Annotated in this window: 16 protein-coding genes; 14 read left to right on the top strand and 2 right to left on the bottom strand. The window is 72.4% G+C overall.

From position 1 onward, the window contains the following. The first annotated feature begins 892 nt into the window (after nucleotides 1-892). Nucleotides 893-1,984 carry a copper resistance D family protein gene (locus tag BJ969_RS01105; RefSeq protein WP_184476452.1) on the top strand — a complete coding sequence of 364 codons (1,092 nt, stop codon included), beginning with the start codon at nucleotides 893-895 and terminating at the stop codon, nucleotides 1,982-1,984. 89 nt (nucleotides 1,985-2,073) lie between these two features. Here BJ969_RS01105 and BJ969_RS01100 read toward each other — a convergent pair whose 3' ends face one another. Then, nucleotides 2,074-2,865: a GH25 family lysozyme gene (locus BJ969_RS01100; protein ID WP_184476449.1), complete on the bottom strand. Its 792-nt coding sequence runs from the start codon at nucleotides 2,863-2,865 to the stop codon at nucleotides 2,074-2,076. Nucleotides 2,866-3,375: 510 nt separating this feature from the next. Here BJ969_RS01100 and BJ969_RS01095 point away from each other — a divergent pair. From BJ969_RS01095 to BJ969_RS01055, 9 genes are all read left to right on the top strand, one after another. Next, nucleotides 3,376-4,065: a DUF4232 domain-containing protein gene (locus BJ969_RS01095; protein WP_343071166.1), complete on the top strand. Its 690-nt coding sequence runs from the start codon at nucleotides 3,376-3,378 to the stop codon at nucleotides 4,063-4,065. 182 nt (nucleotides 4,066-4,247) lie between these two features. Next, the gene (locus tag BJ969_RS01090; RefSeq protein WP_246456648.1) at nucleotides 4,248-5,003 is read left to right on the top strand and encodes an alpha/beta hydrolase; all 756 of its coding nucleotides are present in this window, start codon (nucleotides 4,248-4,250) and stop codon (nucleotides 5,001-5,003) included. A gap of 270 nt (nucleotides 5,004-5,273) precedes the next feature. Next, entirely contained in the window at nucleotides 5,274-6,356 is a 1,083-nt protein-coding gene (locus BJ969_RS01085; protein ID WP_184476445.1) for a DUF2382 domain-containing protein, read from the top strand. Between the two features lie 252 nt (nucleotides 6,357-6,608). After that, nucleotides 6,609-7,454: a hypothetical protein gene (locus tag BJ969_RS01080; protein WP_184476443.1), complete on the top strand. Its 846-nt coding sequence runs from the start codon at nucleotides 6,609-6,611 to the stop codon at nucleotides 7,452-7,454. 179 nt (nucleotides 7,455-7,633) lie between these two features. Further along, complete coding sequence (locus tag BJ969_RS01075; RefSeq protein ID WP_184476442.1) at nucleotides 7,634-7,894, top strand: hypothetical protein; 261 nt, start codon at nucleotides 7,634-7,636, stop codon at nucleotides 7,892-7,894. Between the two features lies 1 nt (nucleotide 7,895). Beyond that, nucleotides 7,896-8,147, top strand: coding sequence for a hypothetical protein (locus tag BJ969_RS01070; protein ID WP_184476440.1), 252 nt, complete (start codon nucleotides 7,896-7,898; stop codon nucleotides 8,145-8,147). A 138-nt stretch (nucleotides 8,148-8,285) separates the two neighbouring features. Further along, entirely contained in the window at nucleotides 8,286-11,090 is a 2,805-nt protein-coding gene (locus BJ969_RS01065) for an FtsK/SpoIIIE domain-containing protein (protein WP_184476438.1), read from the top strand. Next, on the top strand, nucleotides 11,087-11,473 hold the full coding sequence (locus BJ969_RS01060) for a hypothetical protein (protein WP_184476436.1): 387 nt from the start codon (nucleotides 11,087-11,089) through the stop codon (nucleotides 11,471-11,473). Before BJ969_RS01065 ends, BJ969_RS01060 begins: the two co-directional genes overlap by 4 nt. Nucleotides 11,474-11,666: 193 nt before the next feature. After that, nucleotides 11,667-12,686: an NADP-dependent oxidoreductase gene (locus BJ969_RS01055; protein WP_343071165.1), complete on the top strand. Its 1,020-nt coding sequence runs from the start codon at nucleotides 11,667-11,669 to the stop codon at nucleotides 12,684-12,686. A 290-nt stretch (nucleotides 12,687-12,976) separates the two neighbouring features. On the opposite strand, the gene BJ969_RS01050 is transcribed toward BJ969_RS01055, so the two are convergent. Beyond that, nucleotides 12,977-14,635 (bottom strand): FAD-binding protein, encoded by a 1,659-nt coding sequence (locus BJ969_RS01050; RefSeq protein WP_184476432.1) that lies wholly within the window; start codon nucleotides 14,633-14,635, stop codon nucleotides 12,977-12,979. 16 nt (nucleotides 14,636-14,651) lie between these two features. On the opposite strand from BJ969_RS01050, the gene BJ969_RS01045 reads away from it, so the two are divergent. The 4 genes from BJ969_RS01045 to BJ969_RS01030 all read left to right on the top strand — a co-directional run bounded on the left by BJ969_RS01045 (nucleotide 14,652) and on the right by BJ969_RS01030 (nucleotide 19,107). Beyond that, nucleotides 14,652-15,308, top strand: coding sequence for a TetR/AcrR family transcriptional regulator (locus BJ969_RS01045; protein ID WP_184476430.1), 657 nt, complete (start codon nucleotides 14,652-14,654; stop codon nucleotides 15,306-15,308). Further along, nucleotides 15,305-16,882 (top strand): glycerol-3-phosphate dehydrogenase/oxidase, encoded by a 1,578-nt coding sequence (locus tag BJ969_RS01040; RefSeq protein WP_246456647.1) that lies wholly within the window; start codon nucleotides 15,305-15,307, stop codon nucleotides 16,880-16,882. The genes BJ969_RS01045 and BJ969_RS01040 overlap by 4 nt, the downstream gene beginning before the upstream one ends. Nucleotides 16,883-16,972: 90 nt before the next feature. Further along, nucleotides 16,973-17,923 (top strand): ABC transporter ATP-binding protein, encoded by a 951-nt coding sequence (locus tag BJ969_RS01035; protein ID WP_184476428.1) that lies wholly within the window; start codon nucleotides 16,973-16,975, stop codon nucleotides 17,921-17,923. Next, a complete protein-coding gene (locus BJ969_RS01030) occupies nucleotides 17,920-19,107 on the top strand; it encodes an ABC transporter permease (RefSeq protein ID WP_343071164.1) in 1,188 nt (395 codons plus the stop codon). The genes BJ969_RS01035 and BJ969_RS01030 overlap by 4 nt, the downstream gene beginning before the upstream one ends. The last annotated feature ends 236 nt before the right edge of the window (nucleotides 19,108-19,343 follow it).

Below are 19,343 nucleotides of genomic sequence, written 5' to 3'. Positions count from 1 at the left end.
CCCTGGCAGTCCGTGCTGTTCGTCCACACCGCTCAATCTCGCGCATCGCGGGCCTGCCCCACATCGGGGCGCGCACCCTCACTTTCCCTGAGCCGATCATGCGCCGCGCACATCCACGTCCACGGCGCCACCGCCCCGGATCGGTCCACCCCATGATGCGCCGAGCACGGCGGCACTCGGGCGCGATCCGGACCTTTCGACCCGTTCACCCAGCGCAGCCGTGCCGGATTCCCCCGAACACCGCAGACGACCGCCCCGGAGGTCGCCGCCGGATCCACCGCGCGCGCTCCGTTCCGCGTAAGGGATCACCCCGAGCCCCCCGCGGCGGCGGTCCGGGTTCTCGGCGGGGCGAGCCGAAGATCCCGTCGCGACCGGCTCGCCCGATAAGGTTTCCAGCTCACCCAGAACCTGCGGGGAAACAATCGGCGAATAGCAGTGAACGGCCGTCGCGCGGGAAACGCGCCGAACCCGCGCGGTGCTCCGACCGGCATAACAAGAATGCGCGCCGTGAACGGACGAACGCAGTCGGTGCGGGTTCAGTCGCGCCACCCCGCCTTCCCCTCGTGAATCCGCGGGCGCGAGCAGCAGCGGGGTATGCGCCACATACCCCGCCCACTCATTACCGCCCGCTTGATCCACGTGCACGACTGTAGAACAACCCCGCTGAGACCTTTGTCAGCAACACAACGAACGATGGTTTCACGTCACGCGGAGGCAGCGGATCCGAACCCGCGGAAATCGTTATGCCGCAGGAATAACCGCACGCCAGCGGAACGCCCGAGCCACATTCAAGATCAACTATTCCGGCGGAATCGTGATCGGGCCAACACGCTGAACCGTTCCCGGTCACCGCGGACCCCGGCACATCTCGACCAGGTGCGACGATGCTGCGATGTCCGCCGACACCGGGACCGGCCCCGACCACCACCGATCCGGGCGAGCCGCTCCCGGCCGCAAGACCTCGGGGAACGGGGTCCGCATCGCGGCCATCGCCCCCGTGGTGCTCGCCTCGGCCGCCGCGCTCGCCGCCGCGGCCCACATCGGCGCCGACGAAGTGCCCGGCCTCGCCGCGCCCGACACGGCCACCCGCTTCATCGCACCACCGGTGCGGGCGCTGCTCGACCTCGCGGCCGTCGCGACGGTCGGACTTGGCCTGCTGCCCAGGTTGGTCCCCGACCGCGGCAGGCACGCCCGCAGGCACCTCGCGCTGTCCCGGCGGACCGCGGTGATCACGGCACTCGCCTGGCTGGCCTGCGCCTTGCTGCTGCTGGTGCTCTACGCCGCCGAACTCCTCGGCGGCACCCCGAGCGCCGAGGACGTCGCCGGGTACATCAGCGGCGTGCCCGCCGGAACGGCGCTGGCGCTGAGCGCGGTGTGCGCCGCGGGCTGCGCGGCGCTCGGCTTGACCGGCGTCGTGCGCGACGGCCGGACCGTGGGCGGCGGCCCAGCGAACGAGGGATCCACCGACGACCTGCGCGCCGTGCTCGCCCTGCTCGGACTGCTGCCGATGCCGCTGACCGGGCACGCCACCGACTGGGAGTACCACAACCTGAGCATGATCTCGGTGCAGCTGCACGTGCTCGCCGCCGCCGTCTGGGCGGGCGGACTCGCCGCGGTCGCCCTGTTCGTCGCCCCGCACCGGAGCCAGCTGGCCACCGCGCTGCCGCGCTATTCGCGGCTCGCGACCGCCGCCATCCTCGCGGTCGCGGCATCCGGCCTGTTCAACGGCCTGACCGAGCTCACGGCCACCGGCAGCGGACTCGACGGCCTCGTGACCACCGGCTACGGGCGGATCGTGCTGCTCAAAACCGTCCTGCTCGCGCTGCTCGCCGGCCTGGGCGGCCACGCCCGGTACCGGCTGCTGCCCCGCGTGGAACGCCACCGGCGAACCGCGCTCATCGCTTGGGCGGCGGCGGAGCTCGCCGTCATGGGACTGGCCTACGGCCTCGGCGCGGTGCTCGCCCGCGCCCCCGTCCTCACCTGATCTCGCGCCCACCGGCGTGCCCCGGTCGGTCCCTCGCGAGAACGGTGAGAGACCAACCGGGATTCACCCGGGACGAACGAGCCCGCGCGTCAGCGGGGAATGCGCAGGACCTGTCCCACGTAGATCAGGTTCGGGTCGCTGATGCCGTTGGCCTGCGCGATGGACTGCCAGGCCACGCCGACCTTCGCCCCGATCCCGGAGAGCGTGTCCCCCGGCTGCACCACGTAGGTCTCGGGCGCGGGCGGAGCGGGCGGCGCCGGCGGCGGCGCGGTGCCGCCGGTGAGCACCGGCAGGTCCACCAGCGACACGTTGAGGTCGGTCGCACCGGCGATCCCGGGCACCTGCCCGTCGGAAGCGTGCTGGTGGATCGCCACCCGATCGGTGAGGAAGCCCGGCTGTCCCGGCGGCTGCCCGTAGTGCGCGACCCACAGGAACACGCCCGGGTCGACCCACGAGTCGGTGGCCAGCTTGTCGCTGAACCAGGACGAGGAGGCGTACACGACGACCTCGTTGCGCCCGGTGTGGCCGCGCAACGCGTCCACGAAGCCCTTGATCCACGCCCCGAGGTCAGCGGCCTCGGTCTCCATGTCCAGGCACGGCGGCAGGTTCCCCGCGCCGCTGGAGTTGGTCCGGGCCAGCTGCCCGGCGAAGTCGGCGGCCTCCGCCTGCGGCGAGTTCGTGTCCGGCCGGGCGAAGTGGTAGAGCCCGGTCACCAGCCCGGCCGCGCGAGCCCCGCCGAGTTGTGAATCCAGCGTCGGGCTCACATAGCCGACGCCTTCGGTCGCCTTGATGTAGCTGAACGCGAATCCGGCGCCGCGAACGGCGGCCCAGTCCGGTTCTCCTTGATATCGCGCGACATCGATTCCTGGAATGCTCGCCATCCCCGAACCCCCTCACTTCACCGGATGCGGTCCGGTGCGCGAGTCACGCCACACGAACCGGATCGGCGGTCTCGTCTCTCTTCGCGGTCTGTTCCGCCGGCCCCGGCGCCGGCATTTCTTTCCGAAAGCGAGGAACGTCGTTCTCCGCCGACCGGGGACAGTTCTCATAGCCAACGTATCGAAGGTCAACGATCACCGAGTTCCGCCGTTCAGGTCAAGAGCGCCACCCGATCGGTCCTGTTCCGCGCCCGGTGATCATGTCGCGCTCCCCAGCGGCGCGATCGCCGATCACGATCAAGCACTGCTCCCGAACCGATCGACGGCGCAGGTCGCGGACCGGATCGGGCGGCGGCACAGTGGGGGCGGCCCGAACGGGCGGCGCCTCCATCCGGGGGAACTCCGGGCGGACCGCACAAGACGTGCAACCACCTGTGGCGCCAGACGTCTTCAGAACAGCGGACCGGATAGCGACGACGGGCCGTACGAGGCGGCCGATGGAGGTGGTCAACGGTGTTCTCGCAACGACTGGATGGCCGGAAGCCCAGCAAGACGAACCGGATCTGCCAGGTGACGGCGGTGGCGCTGGGCGCGGCACTGCTCGGCGGCTGCGGCTCCATGACGAACCAGGCGCAGAGCCCGCAGGTGTCCGACGCGCCGCTGCCGACCGTTCCGCTTCCCGGCGCCTCGCAGGCCCAGGAGCCGTCCGCGGCGGCTGCTCCGTCCCCGGCGGCGGAGAGCAGCCCGGCGGCTTCCGGGCAGGCCGCGGCCGAGCCCCGCAGCCAGGTGGAGCGCTGCCACACCTCGATGCTCTCCGGCGCCGTGCAGCACGGTGAGTCGGGCGCGGGCCAGCGGTACGCGGAGCTCACGCTGACCAACACCAGCGGCGAGGCCTGCACGGTCTACGGCTACGGCGGCATGCAGCTGCTCGGCGCGGACGACGCCGAAGTGCCGACGAAGATGGAGCGGACCCCGAGCCCCGGCCCGCAGGTGGTGCGGCTGGCCCCGGGGCAGTCCGCGAGCTCCACGTTGCACTGGACCGCCGTCCCGCACGAGGGCGAGTCCGAACAGGGCCCGTGCCAGCCGAAACCGGTCAGCGCCCTGGTGACGCCGCCCGACGAGCGGGATCCGCTGACGGTGAGCTGGGACCTCGGCTCGGTGTGCGGGTTCGGGGCGATCGAGAACAGCGCCTACCACTCCTGATCGGGATCGGTGCCCGGCGCCACGGCGGCGCCGGGCATCGTCGTGCGCGCACCGCCCGGCCCGAACGTCCCGAGCCGAGGACGGGCCCTTGCCGGTGCTGGCCTTGTCGGACCTGTTGTGCTGGGGTGATACCCATGATCGAGGCAATTCAGCGGTCCGTCGCAGGCCCGAGGGGCGAGCGAATGGTGCGCGAGTGGTCCGGGCGCGCGCCGGGCTGGATCGCGCTGGTGGTGCACGGCTACGGCGAGCATTCGGGTCGGTACCAGTGGCTCGCGGAGCAGCTCGTATCGGCGCGCGCGGTGGTCGTCGCGCCGGACCTGCCGGGGCACGGGGAATCGCCGGGCGAGCGGGTCCTGATCAGCGACGCGGAGCAGGTCGTCGCCGATCTCGACGCGGTGCGCCGCGAGGTCTCCGAGCGGTACCCGCAGCTGCCGGTGGTGCTGATCGGGCATTCCCTGGGCGGCATGTTCGCGGTGCGGTTCGCGCAGGAGCACCAGGACGAGCTGGCGGCCGTGGTGCTGTCGGGGCCGGTCCTGGGCACCTGGCACGTGCTGGACCTGTTGGAGTGCGACGAGATCCCGCAGGCACCGATCGATCCGTCGACGTTGTCCCGCGACCCCGAGGTGGGCCGGGAGTACGAGGCCGATCCGCTGGTGTGGCACGGCTCGTTCAAGCGGGCCACGCTGCGCATGATCGACCGCTGCCTGGAGGCGGTGAACGACGGGCCGGCGCTGCGGCTGCCGACGTTGTGGGTGCACGGCGAGGACGACGAACTGGTCCCCGAGGCCGACACCCGAACCGGCATCGACCGGGTGCGAGGGCTGGACTTCTACGAGCACGTCTACCCCGGCGCCCGCCACGAGTTGTTCAACGAGACGAACCGGGCCGAGGTCGTCGACGAGGTGCTGACCTTCGTGGGCCGGGAGCTCAACACCTGACCGTCCTGGTCACGCGATCACTCGTAAGCGCGGTTGTTATTACTCGTTCGTCGCCCCCACTGCGACGTGCTGATCACATTCCGCCTGGATCCCGGCACCGCCCTCACCCACATGCGTGAAGTGGGCTGCGAAGCCGATTGCGGCCCGCCCCGGCCGGGCACAACGTGAGTACGCGGCACCGCACAGCGGCCGGATCGCCCAGCGCATTCGCGCTCCCGGCCGAAGCGACGAGCCCGGGCTGCGAACCAGCAGACGAGTGAGGCGGTAGTCATGAAGGACGTCAAGCGTGCACAGGACCTCATCGGCAGCGAGGTGTACGACCGGGAAGGCGACCGGATCGGCCGGGTCGGCAACGTTTACGTCGACGACGCCAACCACCAGCCGGAATGGGTCACGGTCCGCACGGGGTTGTTCGGCACCAAGGAGAGCTTCGTGCCGTTGTCCGGCGCCGAACGCGGCGACAAGGGCATCAACGTCGGGGTGACCAAGGAGAAGGTCCGCGACGCCCCGCGGGTCGACGCCGAGCAGGGCCACCTCTCCGACAAGGAGGGCCACGACCTCTACGACTACTACGGCCTGCAGCAGGGTTCGACGTCGCCGCAGCAACAACAGCGCGACGTGCCGCAGCAGACCGGGGCGGCCGAGGCCGAATCCGGCAAGCAGACCGGCACCGCGGGCGCCGCGGCCGGCGGCATGGCGGCGGGCGGCGCGGCGATGGCCGGTGGGCGGACGTCGAGCGGCGCCACCGAGCAGGACACCCGCTCCACGACGGGGACCACGTCCGGCAGCGGCACCCGCACCGGCTCGGGCACGACGGCCGCGTCGGGGTCGGCCACGGCCAGCGGTGACGCCGCGGGCATGAAGTCGATGACCCGCTCCGAGGAGCGGTTGCGGGTGAACACCGAGCAGATCGAGTCCGGCAGGGTCCGGGTGCGCAAGTACGTCGTGACCGAGCAGCAGACCGTCACGGTGCCGATCAGCCACGAGGAGGTGCGCATCGAGCGGGAGCCGATCGGCGAGTCGGAGCGCGGCTCGATGCCGGCCACCTCGTCGCTCGGCGAGGACGAGCAGGAGGTCGTGCTGCACGAGGACCGTCCGATGGTCACGAAGGAGTCGGTGCCGGTGGAGCGGCTGCGGTTGCGCGCCGAGCTGGTCACGGAGGAGCGGACCGTGCAGGACGAGGTCCGGCGCGAGCGGTTCGACGTGCAGGACCAGACCGGCGGCGGCAAGCACCAGCGGTCGGGCGAGCAGAGCTCCTCGACGCGCGGCAGCGGCTCCGGCGGTTCGGGCAGCGGCGGCTCCGGAAGCGGCGGTTCGGGCGGCGGCGTGACCGGCCGGGACACGACCGCCTGAGGTCCCTGGGCGCGACGACGGCCCCTCCGCTCCACGAGCGGAGGGGCCGTCGCACGTTCCGCCCAGCGGGCGGGCCGGGGTGGTCGCGCCGCGTGAGCGATCGGACCCCGCTCGCCCGACCGGGAAGGGCCGGTGCGCCGTCCGCGTCCGCCCGGCCCCGCCGCGGGCACCTCCCGGTAGGCGGGACGGCGACGTGGTTCACCTGATCAACCCTTCGTTCCGGGGTACCGGATGCGCGACAATGCCCCGGCGATGGTTGAGAAATCCGGGCTGGAACTGCTCATCACCGTCGTCGTGGGCGCCGACGACGACCGTTCCGCACGCGACGCGTGCCGTGCACTGCTGCGCCAGGTCGGTGGCCGGATCGTGGAATCCGGCGACTGCTCCGACGAGGAACCGGGCTGCTGGTCGGTCACGGTCGGCGTCTCGACGTCCGAGCCAGGCACCCAGGCGGGTCCGGCGGCGCTGGCGCGCGCGGTGCGGACGTTCTTGCGCGATCTCGGTCCCCGCTACGGCGGGCACCGGGTGGCGTGCGAACCGCCGACGGCATGGACGGTGATCGACGATCCGGACCTGGTCGAGGCGCTGGTGCGCGGCGGCGAGCGGTTGCTGGTCGAGGCGTGGGCCGGTTCGGAGCTGCCGGACGGTTCCGGTTTCGACCTCCGGCTCGACGATCCGGACGAGCCCGCTCCCGCACCGGAGCCGGTGCTCAGCGATGTCGACGAGCAGGGCAGGCCGCGCCCGCGGCTGGCGCTGCTGGTGGACGTGGTGACCGAGCGCCGGGCGGGCGCGGAGTGGCCGGCGCGCGCGTTGGCGAGCAGGTTGTCCGGGCGTTCGACGATCACCGACTGGACCGAGCGCCCCCCGGTGGTGCGGATCGTGCTGGATCTGGGCCCGTCGCTGGGCGAGCCCGCGGAGATCGTGGCGAACGCGGTGCAGGTGCTCGGCGGCAACGGCTGGTCCCGGTTGCGCCGGGACGAGGGGTCGGTGGTGTCCCGGTGGTCCGCGGCTCCGACACCGCCGTCGGGGATCGCCGCGGTGGAGCTCAGCGTGGCCGCGCCCGCACCCGGCACGGCGGAGCGGCAGCCCGCGCGATGAACGCTCGGCGAGGTCGCGCGCGTGCTCACCGAGGTCGTCCCGGCGAGCGCCGGAACGATCTCCGCAGCGGTTGCCATCCCTGATCAACATCGCCCGCCCTGCCCGCGAACGGACTAGTGGCGGACGCTAACTTGTGGATCGACACACCCCTGATCAGTACCCCGGAAGGTTGGCTGCAGATGGCGAGCGTCGAAGAGGTTCGCAACGGAGTTGCTCAAGCCAAGTCGAAGGCCGATGAAGCCCTCGGGTCGCTCGGGCAGGCACGCCTCGCCCTGGACGAGGCGCAGGGCCTGCTGAGCCAGGCCATCCAGGGCAGCGGGCACGACGAGATCTTGCAGGCGCGCAACATGCTGGTGGACGCGGGCCAGAACCTGGACCTGCTGAAGAGCTCGATCAGCAACAGCATCGAGGCGGCCGACGGCTGGGCTGGACGGCTGTGACGTGTCGTCGCTGACGGAGCTGGTGGCCGCGCTGCGCGACACCGAGGCCAAGCTCGACGAGGCCCGGCAGCAGCTGACCACCGGACGGCGCGCCCTGTCGGAGACGCAGGCCGCGCTGACCCGCCTGGATCCGGATCATCCGGAGACGGTGGTGCCGCCGGAGCTGAGCAGGGCCGATGACCAACTGGAACGCACGCTGACCACGCTCTCGCACGTGGTCGAGACCTTGCGCGCGTTCGCGATGCGACTGTGAGCCGCGTGCCGCCGGGGTCACCGCCGATCGGCGGCAGCGGAGCCGAGGCGCGGTGCTCCGCGCCACCACGACCCATGAACGGAAACTTCCGAGTGGTAGTTTCCTCACGGTCTGTAACACCAGGTGCCGAGGTGGGGTGTGCGCAAACGCAACGAGCGGCGTAGCAGCATCGAAACGGCCTTCGAGCACCTGCGGAGCACCGTCGCGACCGCCCTCGGCGCAGCCGAGAACGAGTTCGACCGGGTCTGCTCCGCCTACGCCCAGCAGGAGTACGCGCAGCGCATCGCCGCCGCCGGGCTGGCCAGGGCCGAGCGGGACCCGTCGATCGTCGGCGGCGAACCCGGCCCGATGTTCGACGGCGCGATGCACGAGGCGCGCACCGAGCGCGAGCAGATCTTCACCGGCTGGACCGGGCAGGGCCCCGACCAGCTGGCCGCGCTGGTCGCCGAGGCCGCGCCGGGGATCGCCGGCCGCCCGTGGCCGGAATGGCTGGGCGAACCCGGCACCGCGGACGCGAGCTCCCGGCCACCGCAGCTCTGGCGCGTCGGCACCGGGCACGTGCCCGGCTCCCCCGACCCGCGGCCGTTCCCGGTGGCCGTGCCGCTGCTCGACGAGGCGCACCTGCGGATCACCTCGAACAAGCAGACCGGCGACGCGCGCGAGGCGCTGGTGCAGAACCTGGTGCTGCGCGTGCTCAGCCACTACAAGCCGGGCCTGGTCCGGGTGCACGTGTGGGACGTGGCGCAGCTGACCGGCACGCTGCCCGGCCTGTACCCGCTGACGAACGCGGGCCTGCTCACGGCGCACGATCCGACGCGGCTCGGCGAGATGCTGGAGGAGCTCTCCGACCACATCCGCCGGATCCACACCAGCGCGCTCAACGGCGGTCACATCTCGCTGCGGGCGCTGGCCGAGGAGACCGGGCAGCGCGACGAGCCGTGGCGCATCGCGGTGCTGTTCGGCGACGGCGAACCGCTGCGCGAGGAACAGCAGCAGCAGCTGCAGCGGGTGGCGCGCAACGGGCTGGCCTGCGGCGTGCAGCTGATCGTGGCCGACCTGCCGATGACGGTGAACAGCTCGGTGGAGTCGGTCACCCTGCGCGCCGAGGAGGCCCGGACCAGCATGACCGGGCCGGAAGCGGTGGTGCGGCTGGACGCGGCGCCGTCGCGGGAAGCGGTGACCAAGGCGTGCTCGGCGATCGCCACCGAGTTCATCGCGCGCCGGTCGCGGGTCCGCACGTTCGAGGACCTGGTGCCGGAGCCGCTGTGGGCGCAGCGCTCCGCTTCGGGACTGCAGGCTCCGGCGGGGTTCCACGAGGGCGAGCCGGTGAAGGTGACGCTCGGTGACGCGAGCCCGCACACGCTGATCGGCGGCCCGAGCGGATCGGGCAAGACGAACTTCCTGTACGCGATGCTCGGCGGCATGGCCGCGCGGTACTCGCCGGACGAGCTGGAGCTGTACCTCCTGGACTTCAAGGAGGGCGTGTCGTTCGCGCAGTTCACGCCGGGCAGGCGGGATCCGACGTGGCTGCCGCACGCGCAACTGGTCGGGGTGAACGTCAACGAGGACCGCGAGTTCGGGCTGGCGCTGCTGCGCTTCCTGTCCACCGAGATGCGCCGCCGCGCGGATGCTGCGAAGGCGCACGAGGTCACGAAGCTGGAGGAGCTGCGCGCCGAGGACCCGGAGGGCCGCTGGCCGCGGATCGTGGCGGTGATCGACGAGTTCCAGTACCTGTTCGCCGAACGCGACACGGTCTCCGCGCAGGCCACCTCGCTGCTGGAGGACGTGGCGCGGCGCGGCCGGTCGCAGGGCATCCACCTGGTGCTGGCGAGCCAGGACGTCTCGGGCATCGAGGCGTTCTGGGGCAAACCGGCGATCTTCGAGCAGTTCATCCTGCGCATCGCGCTGCCGAAGGCGCGCCGGGTGCTGGCCGATCAGAACGAGGCGGCGCTGGAGCTGCCGCGCTGGCACGCGGTGATCAACCACGAGTCCGGGGTCAAGCACGGCAACGACGTCGCGCGGATCCCGGACTCCACGGCGAAGGGCACGTTCGACGAGCTGCAGCGCCGGCTGTGGGAGCGGCGCCCGGAGAACGCGGTGCCACCGCGGCTGTTCGACGGTTCGCTGCTGCCCGCGCTGTCCACGCTGCCGGACTTCACCCGGCTGTCACCGGAAGCCGCCCCGGCGAAGGCGCTGCTGGGGCAGGTGATCGACGTGAACGGCACGGCCGCGGTCGTGCGGATGGACCGCTCGCCGGGCCGGAACATCGCCGTGATCGGCTCGGTGCGGGTGGACGCGGTGAGCGTGCTGGGCGCGGCCGCGTTGTCGCTGGCCCGCCAGCACCGGGCGCACCAGGTGCGGTTCACGCTGCTCGGCCTGGTCGAGGAGGTCGCGCCGGACGTCGCGGACCTGGCCGAGGCGCTGGTGGAGCTGGGCCACGAGGTGCACGTCCACCACGGGGTGGACCAGGCCGTGAAGGTCGTCCCGGAGCTCGCCGCGAAGGTGGACGACCGCGCCGCGAGCGAGAGCGCGGACGGCCTCCCGGAGTACGTGCTGTGCTACGGCGTCGACGCGGCGCACTCGGCGATGGAGAAGAAGGACCCCAGCACCTTCACCAGCGGCCTCGACCAGCTGCGGAAACTGCTCAAGCAGGGCCCGGAGCAGCGGCTGCACGTGCTGGGCTGGTGGCGCAGCGCGCAGCGGCTGAAGACGACGCTGATGGGGCCGGTCGACGAGATCGGCGCGTGGGTGGCGTTCGACGTGCACGGCCAGGAGCTGTCGAGCTTCGCCGCCGGGCAGCTGGTGCACTGGTCGCCGCGCGCGCGGCGCGGCCTGTTCTTCGACCGCTCGGTGCACGCGCAGCCGGAGGTGGTGCTGCCGTTCGACCTGACCGGCGCACCGGCGGCGGCCCGGCGGAACGCGGACGAGGAGGGCGCGGGATGAGCGAGGTTCCGGCGTCGGCGCGGTACAAGGAGCTCATCGCGACGGCGACCAGCGCGGCCGAGCGGATGCGCGAGCACGAGCGGGAGAAGTCGGCCCGGCTGGCGCAGGAGGTCGCGGCGGCCTCGGTGCGGATCGAGGAGGCCGCCGAGGTCCGCGACGAGGTCGTCGACGAGGTGGAGAAGCGCTGGAAGCACGCGATGCAGGCGCTGTGGGACGAGCGCTGGATGCGGGTGACGCCGATGCCCGCCCCGGAGCGCAGGGTGGCGCCGGGCCGCGCGGAGGACTTGATCGCCTCGGTGCAGTCGGCGTACCTGATGTTGCGCCGCTCGTTGGAGAAGTCCCGCTGGTCGCCCTCGTTGCGCCGGGGCAAGAACCCGGAGTGAGCGGGCCCCGCGGCGGCGGTTCGATTTCGTTAGCGATGCCACTGCCGAACCGGGAATGATCCGGTCTTCGGCGAGGTTGCCCTGCAGGGGCGTCCACCGCGCACGGCGTTGCCCGCGCGGCCATCATGTGGACGGCGAACCCCTTGCTACACACTATTTCCGACACGAATCAGTTTCGTATATGGAGGCCAGCGTGACGACCCAGGGACTTCCGGACACCGGCGTCGAAATCCGGCTCGCGAGCCGCCCGAACGGCTTCCCCACGCAGGACAACTTCGAGATCACCGACGCACCGGTGACCGCTCCCGGCGAGGGCCAGATCCTGGTCCGCAACAAGGTCATGAGCGTCGACCCGGCGATGCGCGGCCGGATGAACGACGTCAAGTCCTACGTGCCTCCGTTCCAGCTCGGCAAGCCGCTCGACGGCGGCGCCGTCGGCGAGGTCATCGCGTCGAACTCGCCGCAGTTCGAGGTCGGCCAGCACGTGCTGCACTACCTCGGGTGGCGCGAGTACGCGACGCTCGACGCCAAGCGGGCCGTGCCCGTCGACGGCGACGCCGCGCCGCTCAACGCCTACCTGGGCGTGCTGGGCATGCCGGGCCTGACCGCCTACGCGGGCTTGTTCGAGATCGCCGAGTTCAAGGAAGGCGACACCGTCTTCGTCTCCGGCGCCGCGGGCGCGGTGGGTTCGCTGGTCGGCCAGCTCGCCAAGCAGAACGGGGCGGCGAAGGTCATCGGCAGCGCGGGCTCCGCCGAGAAGGTCCGCCACATCACCGAGGACCTCGGCTTCGACGCCGCGTTCAACTACAAGGACGGCGCGGTCCGCGACCAGCTCGCGCAGGCGGCGCCCGACGGCATCGATGTGTACTTCGACAACGTCGGCGGGGACCACCTGGAAGCGGCCATCGACGAGCTCAACGACTTCGGCCGCATCGCGGCGTGCGGGGCGATCTCCGTCTACAACGACGCCGAGCCCTCCCCCGGCCCGCGCAACATGTTCAAGATCGTGAAGAAGCGCCTGCGCATCCGCGGCTTCATCGTGATCGACCACGCCGACCTGCGGGAGAAGTTCCACACCGACGTCGCCCCGCTGGTGCGCGACGGCAAGATCCACTACGAGGAGACCGTCGTCGAGGGCCTGCGCAACGCCCCCGAAGCGTTCTTCGGCCTCCTCCAGGGCAAGAACACCGGCAAGATGCTCGTCACGATCTGATGGCCTTTTTCAGTCCGTGAGCTTGGCCTGCGTAGCCGGTCGGGTGGCGGAACCTCAGCGGCCTTCTCGCTGCGGGATCGATTTCTCATGTATGTCCATACACAGCGAAATCGCTGTCCTCGCGAGAAGGCCGCTGAGAACCCGCCGGTGGTCGCCTTGCTCAAGCCGGTCACTGCTCAGCGGCTCCGCCGCTGACAAGACACAGCGCAAGAACACCGCGCACCTGGAACGGCAAGACGAATACGGTGCCGGTCGCGCGAGCGCCGCTCAACGGTCCGCTTCTGGCGTTCTCAGCGGATCAGCTTGCCGGGGTTGAGGATTCCGGTCGGGTCGACCGCCCGCTTCGCCGCGGCGAGGACGGTGGTGCCGATCGAGCCGATCTCGGATTCGAGCCACGGCAAGTGGTCCGCGCCCACCGCGTGGTGGTGGGTGAGGGTGCCGCGGCCCATCTCGTGGCCGGGGACGCGCTTGGTGATGGCGTCGGTCGCCGCGTCCTTCGCGCGCTGCCACTGGCCGATCGGGTCCTGCGCGCTGCGCGCCGCCAGCACCGTGAAGTACAGCGAGGCGCCCGTTTCGTAGGCGTGCGAGAGGTGGCACATCACGATCGGCGCCCGCCCGTCGTGCTCCAGCGCGCGCACCAGCGCGGCGCGCACCGCCGAGCGCAGCTCGGACAGCCGGGACCAGCAGGTCGCGGTCTCCAGCGTCTCCACGCACACGCCCACGTCGAGCAGCGCGTCCCGCTGCCGTGGTCCCGCGAACCTGTTGCTGTGCCAGGCTTCCCCGCCGCGCGGCCCGAGCCGCAGCGAGCGGAATCCGCTCAGCGCCCGCAACGTCGCCGCCCGGCGCTGCTTGAGCTCCGCGCCGCTGGTGGACTCCCAGCCGAGGACCAGCAGGCACGGTTCGGCGATGCGCCGCCCCAGCAGCAACGTCCGCAGCGCGCGGGATTTCACGCCGCCGGAGAGCTCCAGCTGCACGGCGGTCTCGTCCACATCGGACAACCTGGTGACGTCGGCGAGGACCCGCTGCTGCGCCAGCGCGCGCACCGCCTCCGCGCCCGCCTGCCAGCCGTCCAGCACCAGCGCCTCGTAGCGCATCTCGGTGGGCTTGGGCCGCACCCGCAGCGCCACCTCGGTGATGACGCCCAGCGCCCCCTCCCCGCCGACGGCGAGCTGGCGCAGGTCGGGCCCGGCGGCCGACGCGGGCGCGGAGCCGAGCCGCCACTCGCCCACCGGGGTCGCCACCCGCACTCCCTCGACCATGTCCGCGAACCGCCCGTAACCCGACGAGGCCTGCCCGGCCGAGCGGGTGGCGGCGAACCCGCCGATGGTGGCGCGTTCGAACGACTGCGGGAAGTGGCCCAGCGTGAAACCGTGCGCCGCCAGCAACGACTCCGCCTCCGGCGCCCGGACTCCCGCCTGCAGCACCGCGATCCGCGACACCGGGTCGACGGAGATCAGCCGGTCCAACCCGGCCAGGTCCAGCGCCACGACCGACGACTTCTCGCCGCGCAGCGCGGTGACCCCGCCGACGACGGACGTACCGCCGCCGAACGGCACCACGGCCACGTCGTGGCGCACGCACACCTCGAGCACCTGCTGCACCTGCGCCGGGTCCGCGGGCAGCAGCACCGCGTCCGGGATCGCCAGGTCCGTGCCGTCGCGGCGGCGCACCAGGTCCGCGTAGGACAAGCCACCGGCGCGCCCCAGCCGGGCCGTCGCCCCGGTCTGCACCTGGTGCTCGCCGAGCAGTTCCGCGAGCTCCGCGCGGGCCGCTTCCGGCAGCGCGCTGCCCGGCACGTCCAGCAGCGATGCGGGCGCGGCGGGCGTGGTGATCCCGTCGAGCCCGATGCGCGTGGACAGCCAGCGCAGCGCGTGCGCCGGCAACGGGGCCGCACCGGCCCCGGAGGGCGTCCAGCCACCTCGCAGGGTGTGGTCGATCAACTCGCTCACCAGTACAGTGTTACATATGACGTCGCAACGTCACAGCGCCGCGGGCTGGCCGAGGCTGCCCTCCCGGACGGCGGCGAACCGCGTCGAGGACGCCGAGATCCTGCGCGCCACGCGGGACAGCGTGCTCGCGCACGGCGTGCGGCGCACCACGCTCACCGAGATCGCCCGCCGCGCCCGGATCAGCCGGATGACGCTGTACCGGCGCTTCCCCGACGTCAGCAGCCTCGTCGGAACCTTGATGACGAGGGACTTCTGCGCGATCCTGCGCCACGCGCGGGAACAGGAGGGCAGCGGCACCGCCCGCGAACGGCTCGTCACCGCCACCCTCGACACCGTCCGGCAGCTCCAGGACTCGCCGCTGCTGCGCAGGGTCCTCGACACCGATGCCGCACTGCTGCTGCCCTACCTCGTCGAACGCCTCGGCAGCACCCAGCTCGCCGCGGAGCGCTTCCTGCTCGACTACCTCGCCGACGGGCACGTCGACGGCTCGGTGCGCCACTCCGATCCCGCCGCGCAGGCAAGGGCGCTGCTGCTGCTCGTCCAGTCCTTCGTGCTCTCCGCCCGCCTCACCGCCGGAACCGCCCCCGACGCGATGAACCGCGAACTGGCCGCACTGCTCGACGCGGCGCTGCGCCCGGCCCCCGCCCGACCTGCCCACCCGGAGGCCCCATGAGCACCACGCCGCTGCCCGCAGGCTCCTTGCGCGCCACCTCGCTGAACACCGCCCGCCGCGGCGCCGAGCTGTCCGCGGTGGCCGACGAGACGCTGGACCTGCTGGTGGTCGGAGCAGGGGTCACCGGCGCCGGAGTGGCCTTGGACGCCGCCTCCCGCGGGCTGCGCGTCGCGCTGGTGGAAGCCGACGACCTCGCGTGGGGAACGTCGCGCTGGTCCAGCAAGCTCGTCCACGGTGGACTGCGCTACCTCGCGCACGGCGACCTCGCGACGGCCAGGGAGAGCGCCGTCGAACGCGACGTGCTGATGACCCGCACCGCGCCGCACCTGGTGCGCACCTTGCCGCAGCTGATCCCGTTGCACGAGGCCGTGTCCCGGAAGTCGGAGGCCGTGCTCACCGCCGGGCTGCACGCGGGCGATGCGCTGCGCCGCGCCGCGCGGACTCCGGCCGCGGTGCTGCCCGCGCCGCGCCGCGTCCCCGCCGTCGAAGCGGGAGCGCTCGTGCCGGGCCTGCGCACCGAAGGGCTGCGCGGCGGGCTGCTGAGCTACGACGGGCAGCTCATCGACGACGCGCGGCTCGTCGTCGCGCTCGCCCGCACCGCCGCCGGTTTCGGCGCGCGAGTGCTCACCCGGGTGCGCGCGACCGCGCTGGATCGCGACGGCGCGGACACCGTCGAGCAGCGCACCGGGCAGCACCTGCGGTTGTCGGCGCGCGCCGTGGTGAACGCGACCGGCGTGTGGGCCGGGGAGCTCTCGCCGGAGGTCCGGCTGCGCCCCTCGCGCGGCTCGCACCTGGTCATCGACGCCGAGGCCGCCGGGCTCACCGGCACCGCGCTGACCTTGCCCGCCGAGTCCGGGCGCTTCCTCCTGCTGCTGCCGCAATCCGACGGCACCGCCTACCTGGGACTGACCGACGAACCGGTGCACGGCCCCATCCCCGCCGTGCCGGGAGTGCCGGAGTCCGATGTGGACCAGCTGCTGACCGCGGTGCGCGGCGCGCTCGGCGCACCGCTCGGCAGGGAGCACGTGCTGGGGTCGTTCGCCGGGCTGCGCCCGCTGCTGGACGAACCCGCGGGCAAGCGCAAGGCGTCGTCGGCCGACCTGTCCCGCAGGCACGCGGTGCGCACCTCCCCGGACGGGGTGGTCACCGTCGTCGGCGGCAAGCTCACCACCTACCGGCGGATGGCCGCCGAAGCCGTGGACACCGCCGTCCGCGCCGCCGGACTGCCCGCGGGCCCGTCCCGCACCACCGCCGTTCCGCTGGTCGGCGCCGCGGACCGGGCGCACCTGCACCGGATCGAGGCGGCACCGCGGCTCGTGGCGCGTTACGGCACCGAAGCGGGCCGGGTGGCCGCGCTCGCCGAACTGGACCCGGACCTCGCCGAACCGGTGGCGCCTGGCACCGAGCTCACCGCCGCCGAAGTGCTGTGGGCGGTGCGCCACGAAGGGGCGCTCGACGCCGACGACGTCCTCGACCGGCGCACCCGGCTGGGCCTGCGGCCGGACCTTCGGGCGGAGGCGCTGCCCGTGGTGACCGCCCTCGTCGACAAGGCCCTGCACGGCCTGCTCGACTGACCCCGCACCGGGAACCCGTGACCGAACCGACATGCCCCGACCTCGCGGAAAGCCCCGAACCGGACCGATCCCCGCACCTCGTCCGGCACGATGATCCGCAGGCGGTACGAACCCGAGGAGGCGTTGCACGTGGCGGACAGCGGCCTGGAGATCGACCGCATCTCCAAGCGCTACGGCGAGACCGTCGCGTTGCGCGACATGACGTTCACCGTCGGCGCCGGTGAGCTGTTCGGCTTCGTCGGCAGCAACGGCGCGGGCAAGACCACCACGATGCGCATCGCGCTCGGCGTGCTCGCCGCGGACTCGGGCGAGGTGCGCTTCCGCGGGGCACCGCTCGACCTAGACGTCCGCAGGCGCTTCGGCTACATGCCGGAGGAACGCGGCCTCTACCCGAAGATGAAGGTCGCCGAACAACTCTCCTACCTCGGGGAGCTGCACGGCATGAGCCGCGAGCGCGCGCGGTCCGCCGCCGCGCACTGGACCGACCGGCTCGGCCTGCGGGACCGGCGCGAGGAGCAGGTGCAGCGGCTCAGCCTCGGCAACCAGCAGCGCGTGCAGCTCGCGGCGGCCCTCGTGCACGAACCGGACGTGCTGGTGCTCGACGAGCCGTTCTCCGGCCTCGACCCGGTGGCCGTGGAGGTGATGAGCGACGTGCTGCGCGAAACCCGCGACAGGGGCATCCCGGTGCTGTTCTCCAGCCATCAGCTCGACCTGGTGCAGCGGCTCTGCGACCGGGTCGGCATCGTCGCCGCCGGGAGCACCGTCGCGTGCGGCACCGTCGCCGAGCTGCGCGATCAGGGCGCAGCGAAGCTCGTGGTGCACGCGCCGCTGGCCACCGCGGGATGGGCCGACGGGCTCGCCGGAGTCCGCGTCCTCGACGTCCGGGACGGCCGCACCACCCTCGAACTCGCCGAGGGCGCCGACGACCAGGCCGTGCTGCGCGCCGCTCTCGCCACGGGCCCGGTGCACGAGTTCCGCCGCGACCGGCCCGACCTCACCGACCTGTTCCGCACCGTCGTCACCGAGGAGCGTGCCGCGTGAGTCCGCTGCGCACCGTGTGGACCGTCGCCCGCCGCGAGGTCAACACCCGGATCCGCACCCGGTCCTTCCTGATCAGCACCGGCGCGATCCTCGCGATCCTGGTCGGCTACGCCGCGCTGATGTTCTTCATCGGACAGCAGGGGGCCACTTCCAAGATCGGGTTCACCGGGCAGGCGACCGCCGTCGCGACGCCCCTCGAACGCACCGCCGCCCGGCTCGGCACCACCGTCGAGAGCACCCGGATCCCGGATCAGGCCACCGGGGAGGCGCTCGTCGCCGACGGCGAACTGGACGGGCTCGTCGCCGGAGCACCGGACGCCCTGAACCTCATCGTGCGCACCGCGCCCGATTCGGGGGTGCGCACAGCGCTGGACGAGGTGGTGCGCCAGCAGGCCCTCGACGCCGAGCTCGCGATGGCCGGGCTGGACCCCGCGGACGTGCGAGCCGTGCTGGCGGGGGCGCAGGTGGACGTGCGGACGCTGGAGCCCGACGACCCGCAGCGCGGCCAGCGGCTCGGCATGGCCGTCGGCGCGGGGATGCTGCTCTACTTCTTCCTGATCATGTTCGGCCAGGCCGTGGCGCAAGGCGTGGTGGAGGAGAAGACGAGCCGCGTCGTGGAGATCCTGCTCTCCACCATCCGCCCCACCCAGCTGCTCGCGGGCAAGGTGCTCGGGATCGGGCTGGCCGGGCTGGCGCAGTTCGTGCTGATCGGCGGGATCGGGCTCGCGGTCGCCGTCGGAGCCGGGGTGCTGGCGCTGCCCTCCGCCGCGCTGCTCGGGACCATGCTGTGGGCGCTGGTGTGGTTCCTGCTCGGCTTCTACCTGTACGCCACGGTGCTCGCCGCCGCCGCGTCCCTGGTGTCGCGCCAGGAGGACCTGCAGAGCGTGGTCACCCCGGTGATCATGCTGCTGGTGATCCCGTTCGTCGTCGGCCTCACCGTGCTGCCGAACGATCCGGAGAGCACGCTGGGCGCCGCGCTGTCCTTGGTCCCCGGCTTCTCCCCGGTGCTGATGCCGATGCGCACCGCCCTGGGCGTGGCCGAGCCCTGGGAGTCCGCGGTCGCCGTGCTCCTGAGCATCGCCGCCCTGGCCGGCCTGCTCCGCCTGGGCGGCCGAATCTACGCCAACGCCATCCTCAGAACCGGAGCCCGAGTCAAACTGACCGAAGCCCTCCGCAAACCCTGACAACACCCCCCGCCCCCGCACACCACTCCGCCGCGCAGCCAAAAGCAATGCCTAGCGGCGAAGCCGTGCAGTGGACGAGCGGAGCGAAGTCTGCCTTGCGGCCGGAGGCCGTGCCTGTATGTGCGAAGCACATAGCCCACGTCAAGAAGTCCTCACCGGCGGGTTCTCAGGTGTCTTCTCGCGAGGACGGCTTTTTCCCTCGTGGCGGAGCCACTTGGGAAAAAGATCCCGCAGCG

The organism is Saccharopolyspora gloriosae (genome assembly GCF_014203325.1).
Lineage (GTDB): Bacteria > Actinomycetota > Actinomycetes > Mycobacteriales > Pseudonocardiaceae > Saccharopolyspora_C > Saccharopolyspora_C gloriosae.
This window is presented reverse-complemented; position numbering and strand designations above follow the sequence as displayed.

What these genes read in the sequence shown, in the direction of transcription:
- BJ969_RS01035 (WP_184476428.1), top strand. Translation starts at nt 16,973, where the DNA reads ATGATCCGCAGGCGGTACGAACCCGAGGAGGCGTTGCACGTGGCGGAC.
- BJ969_RS01100 (WP_184476449.1), bottom strand. Translation starts at nt 2,865, where the DNA reads ATGGCGAGCATTCCAGGAATCGATGTCGCGCGATATCAAGGAGAACCG.
- BJ969_RS01080 (WP_184476443.1), top strand. Translation starts at nt 6,609, where the DNA reads ATGGTTGAGAAATCCGGGCTGGAACTGCTCATCACCGTCGTCGTGGGC.
- BJ969_RS01045 (WP_184476430.1), top strand. Translation starts at nt 14,652, where the DNA reads ATGACGTCGCAACGTCACAGCGCCGCGGGCTGGCCGAGGCTGCCCTCC.
- BJ969_RS01075 (WP_184476442.1), top strand. Translation starts at nt 7,634, where the DNA reads ATGGCGAGCGTCGAAGAGGTTCGCAACGGAGTTGCTCAAGCCAAGTCG.
- BJ969_RS01105 (WP_184476452.1), top strand. Translation starts at nt 893, where the DNA reads ATGTCCGCCGACACCGGGACCGGCCCCGACCACCACCGATCCGGGCGA.
- BJ969_RS01060 (WP_184476436.1), top strand. Translation starts at nt 11,087, where the DNA reads ATGAGCGAGGTTCCGGCGTCGGCGCGGTACAAGGAGCTCATCGCGACG.
- BJ969_RS01040 (WP_246456647.1), top strand. Translation starts at nt 15,305, where the DNA reads ATGAGCACCACGCCGCTGCCCGCAGGCTCCTTGCGCGCCACCTCGCTG.
- BJ969_RS01090 (WP_246456648.1), top strand. Translation starts at nt 4,248, where the DNA reads ATGGTGCGCGAGTGGTCCGGGCGCGCGCCGGGCTGGATCGCGCTGGTG.
- BJ969_RS01085 (WP_184476445.1), top strand. Translation starts at nt 5,274, where the DNA reads ATGAAGGACGTCAAGCGTGCACAGGACCTCATCGGCAGCGAGGTGTAC.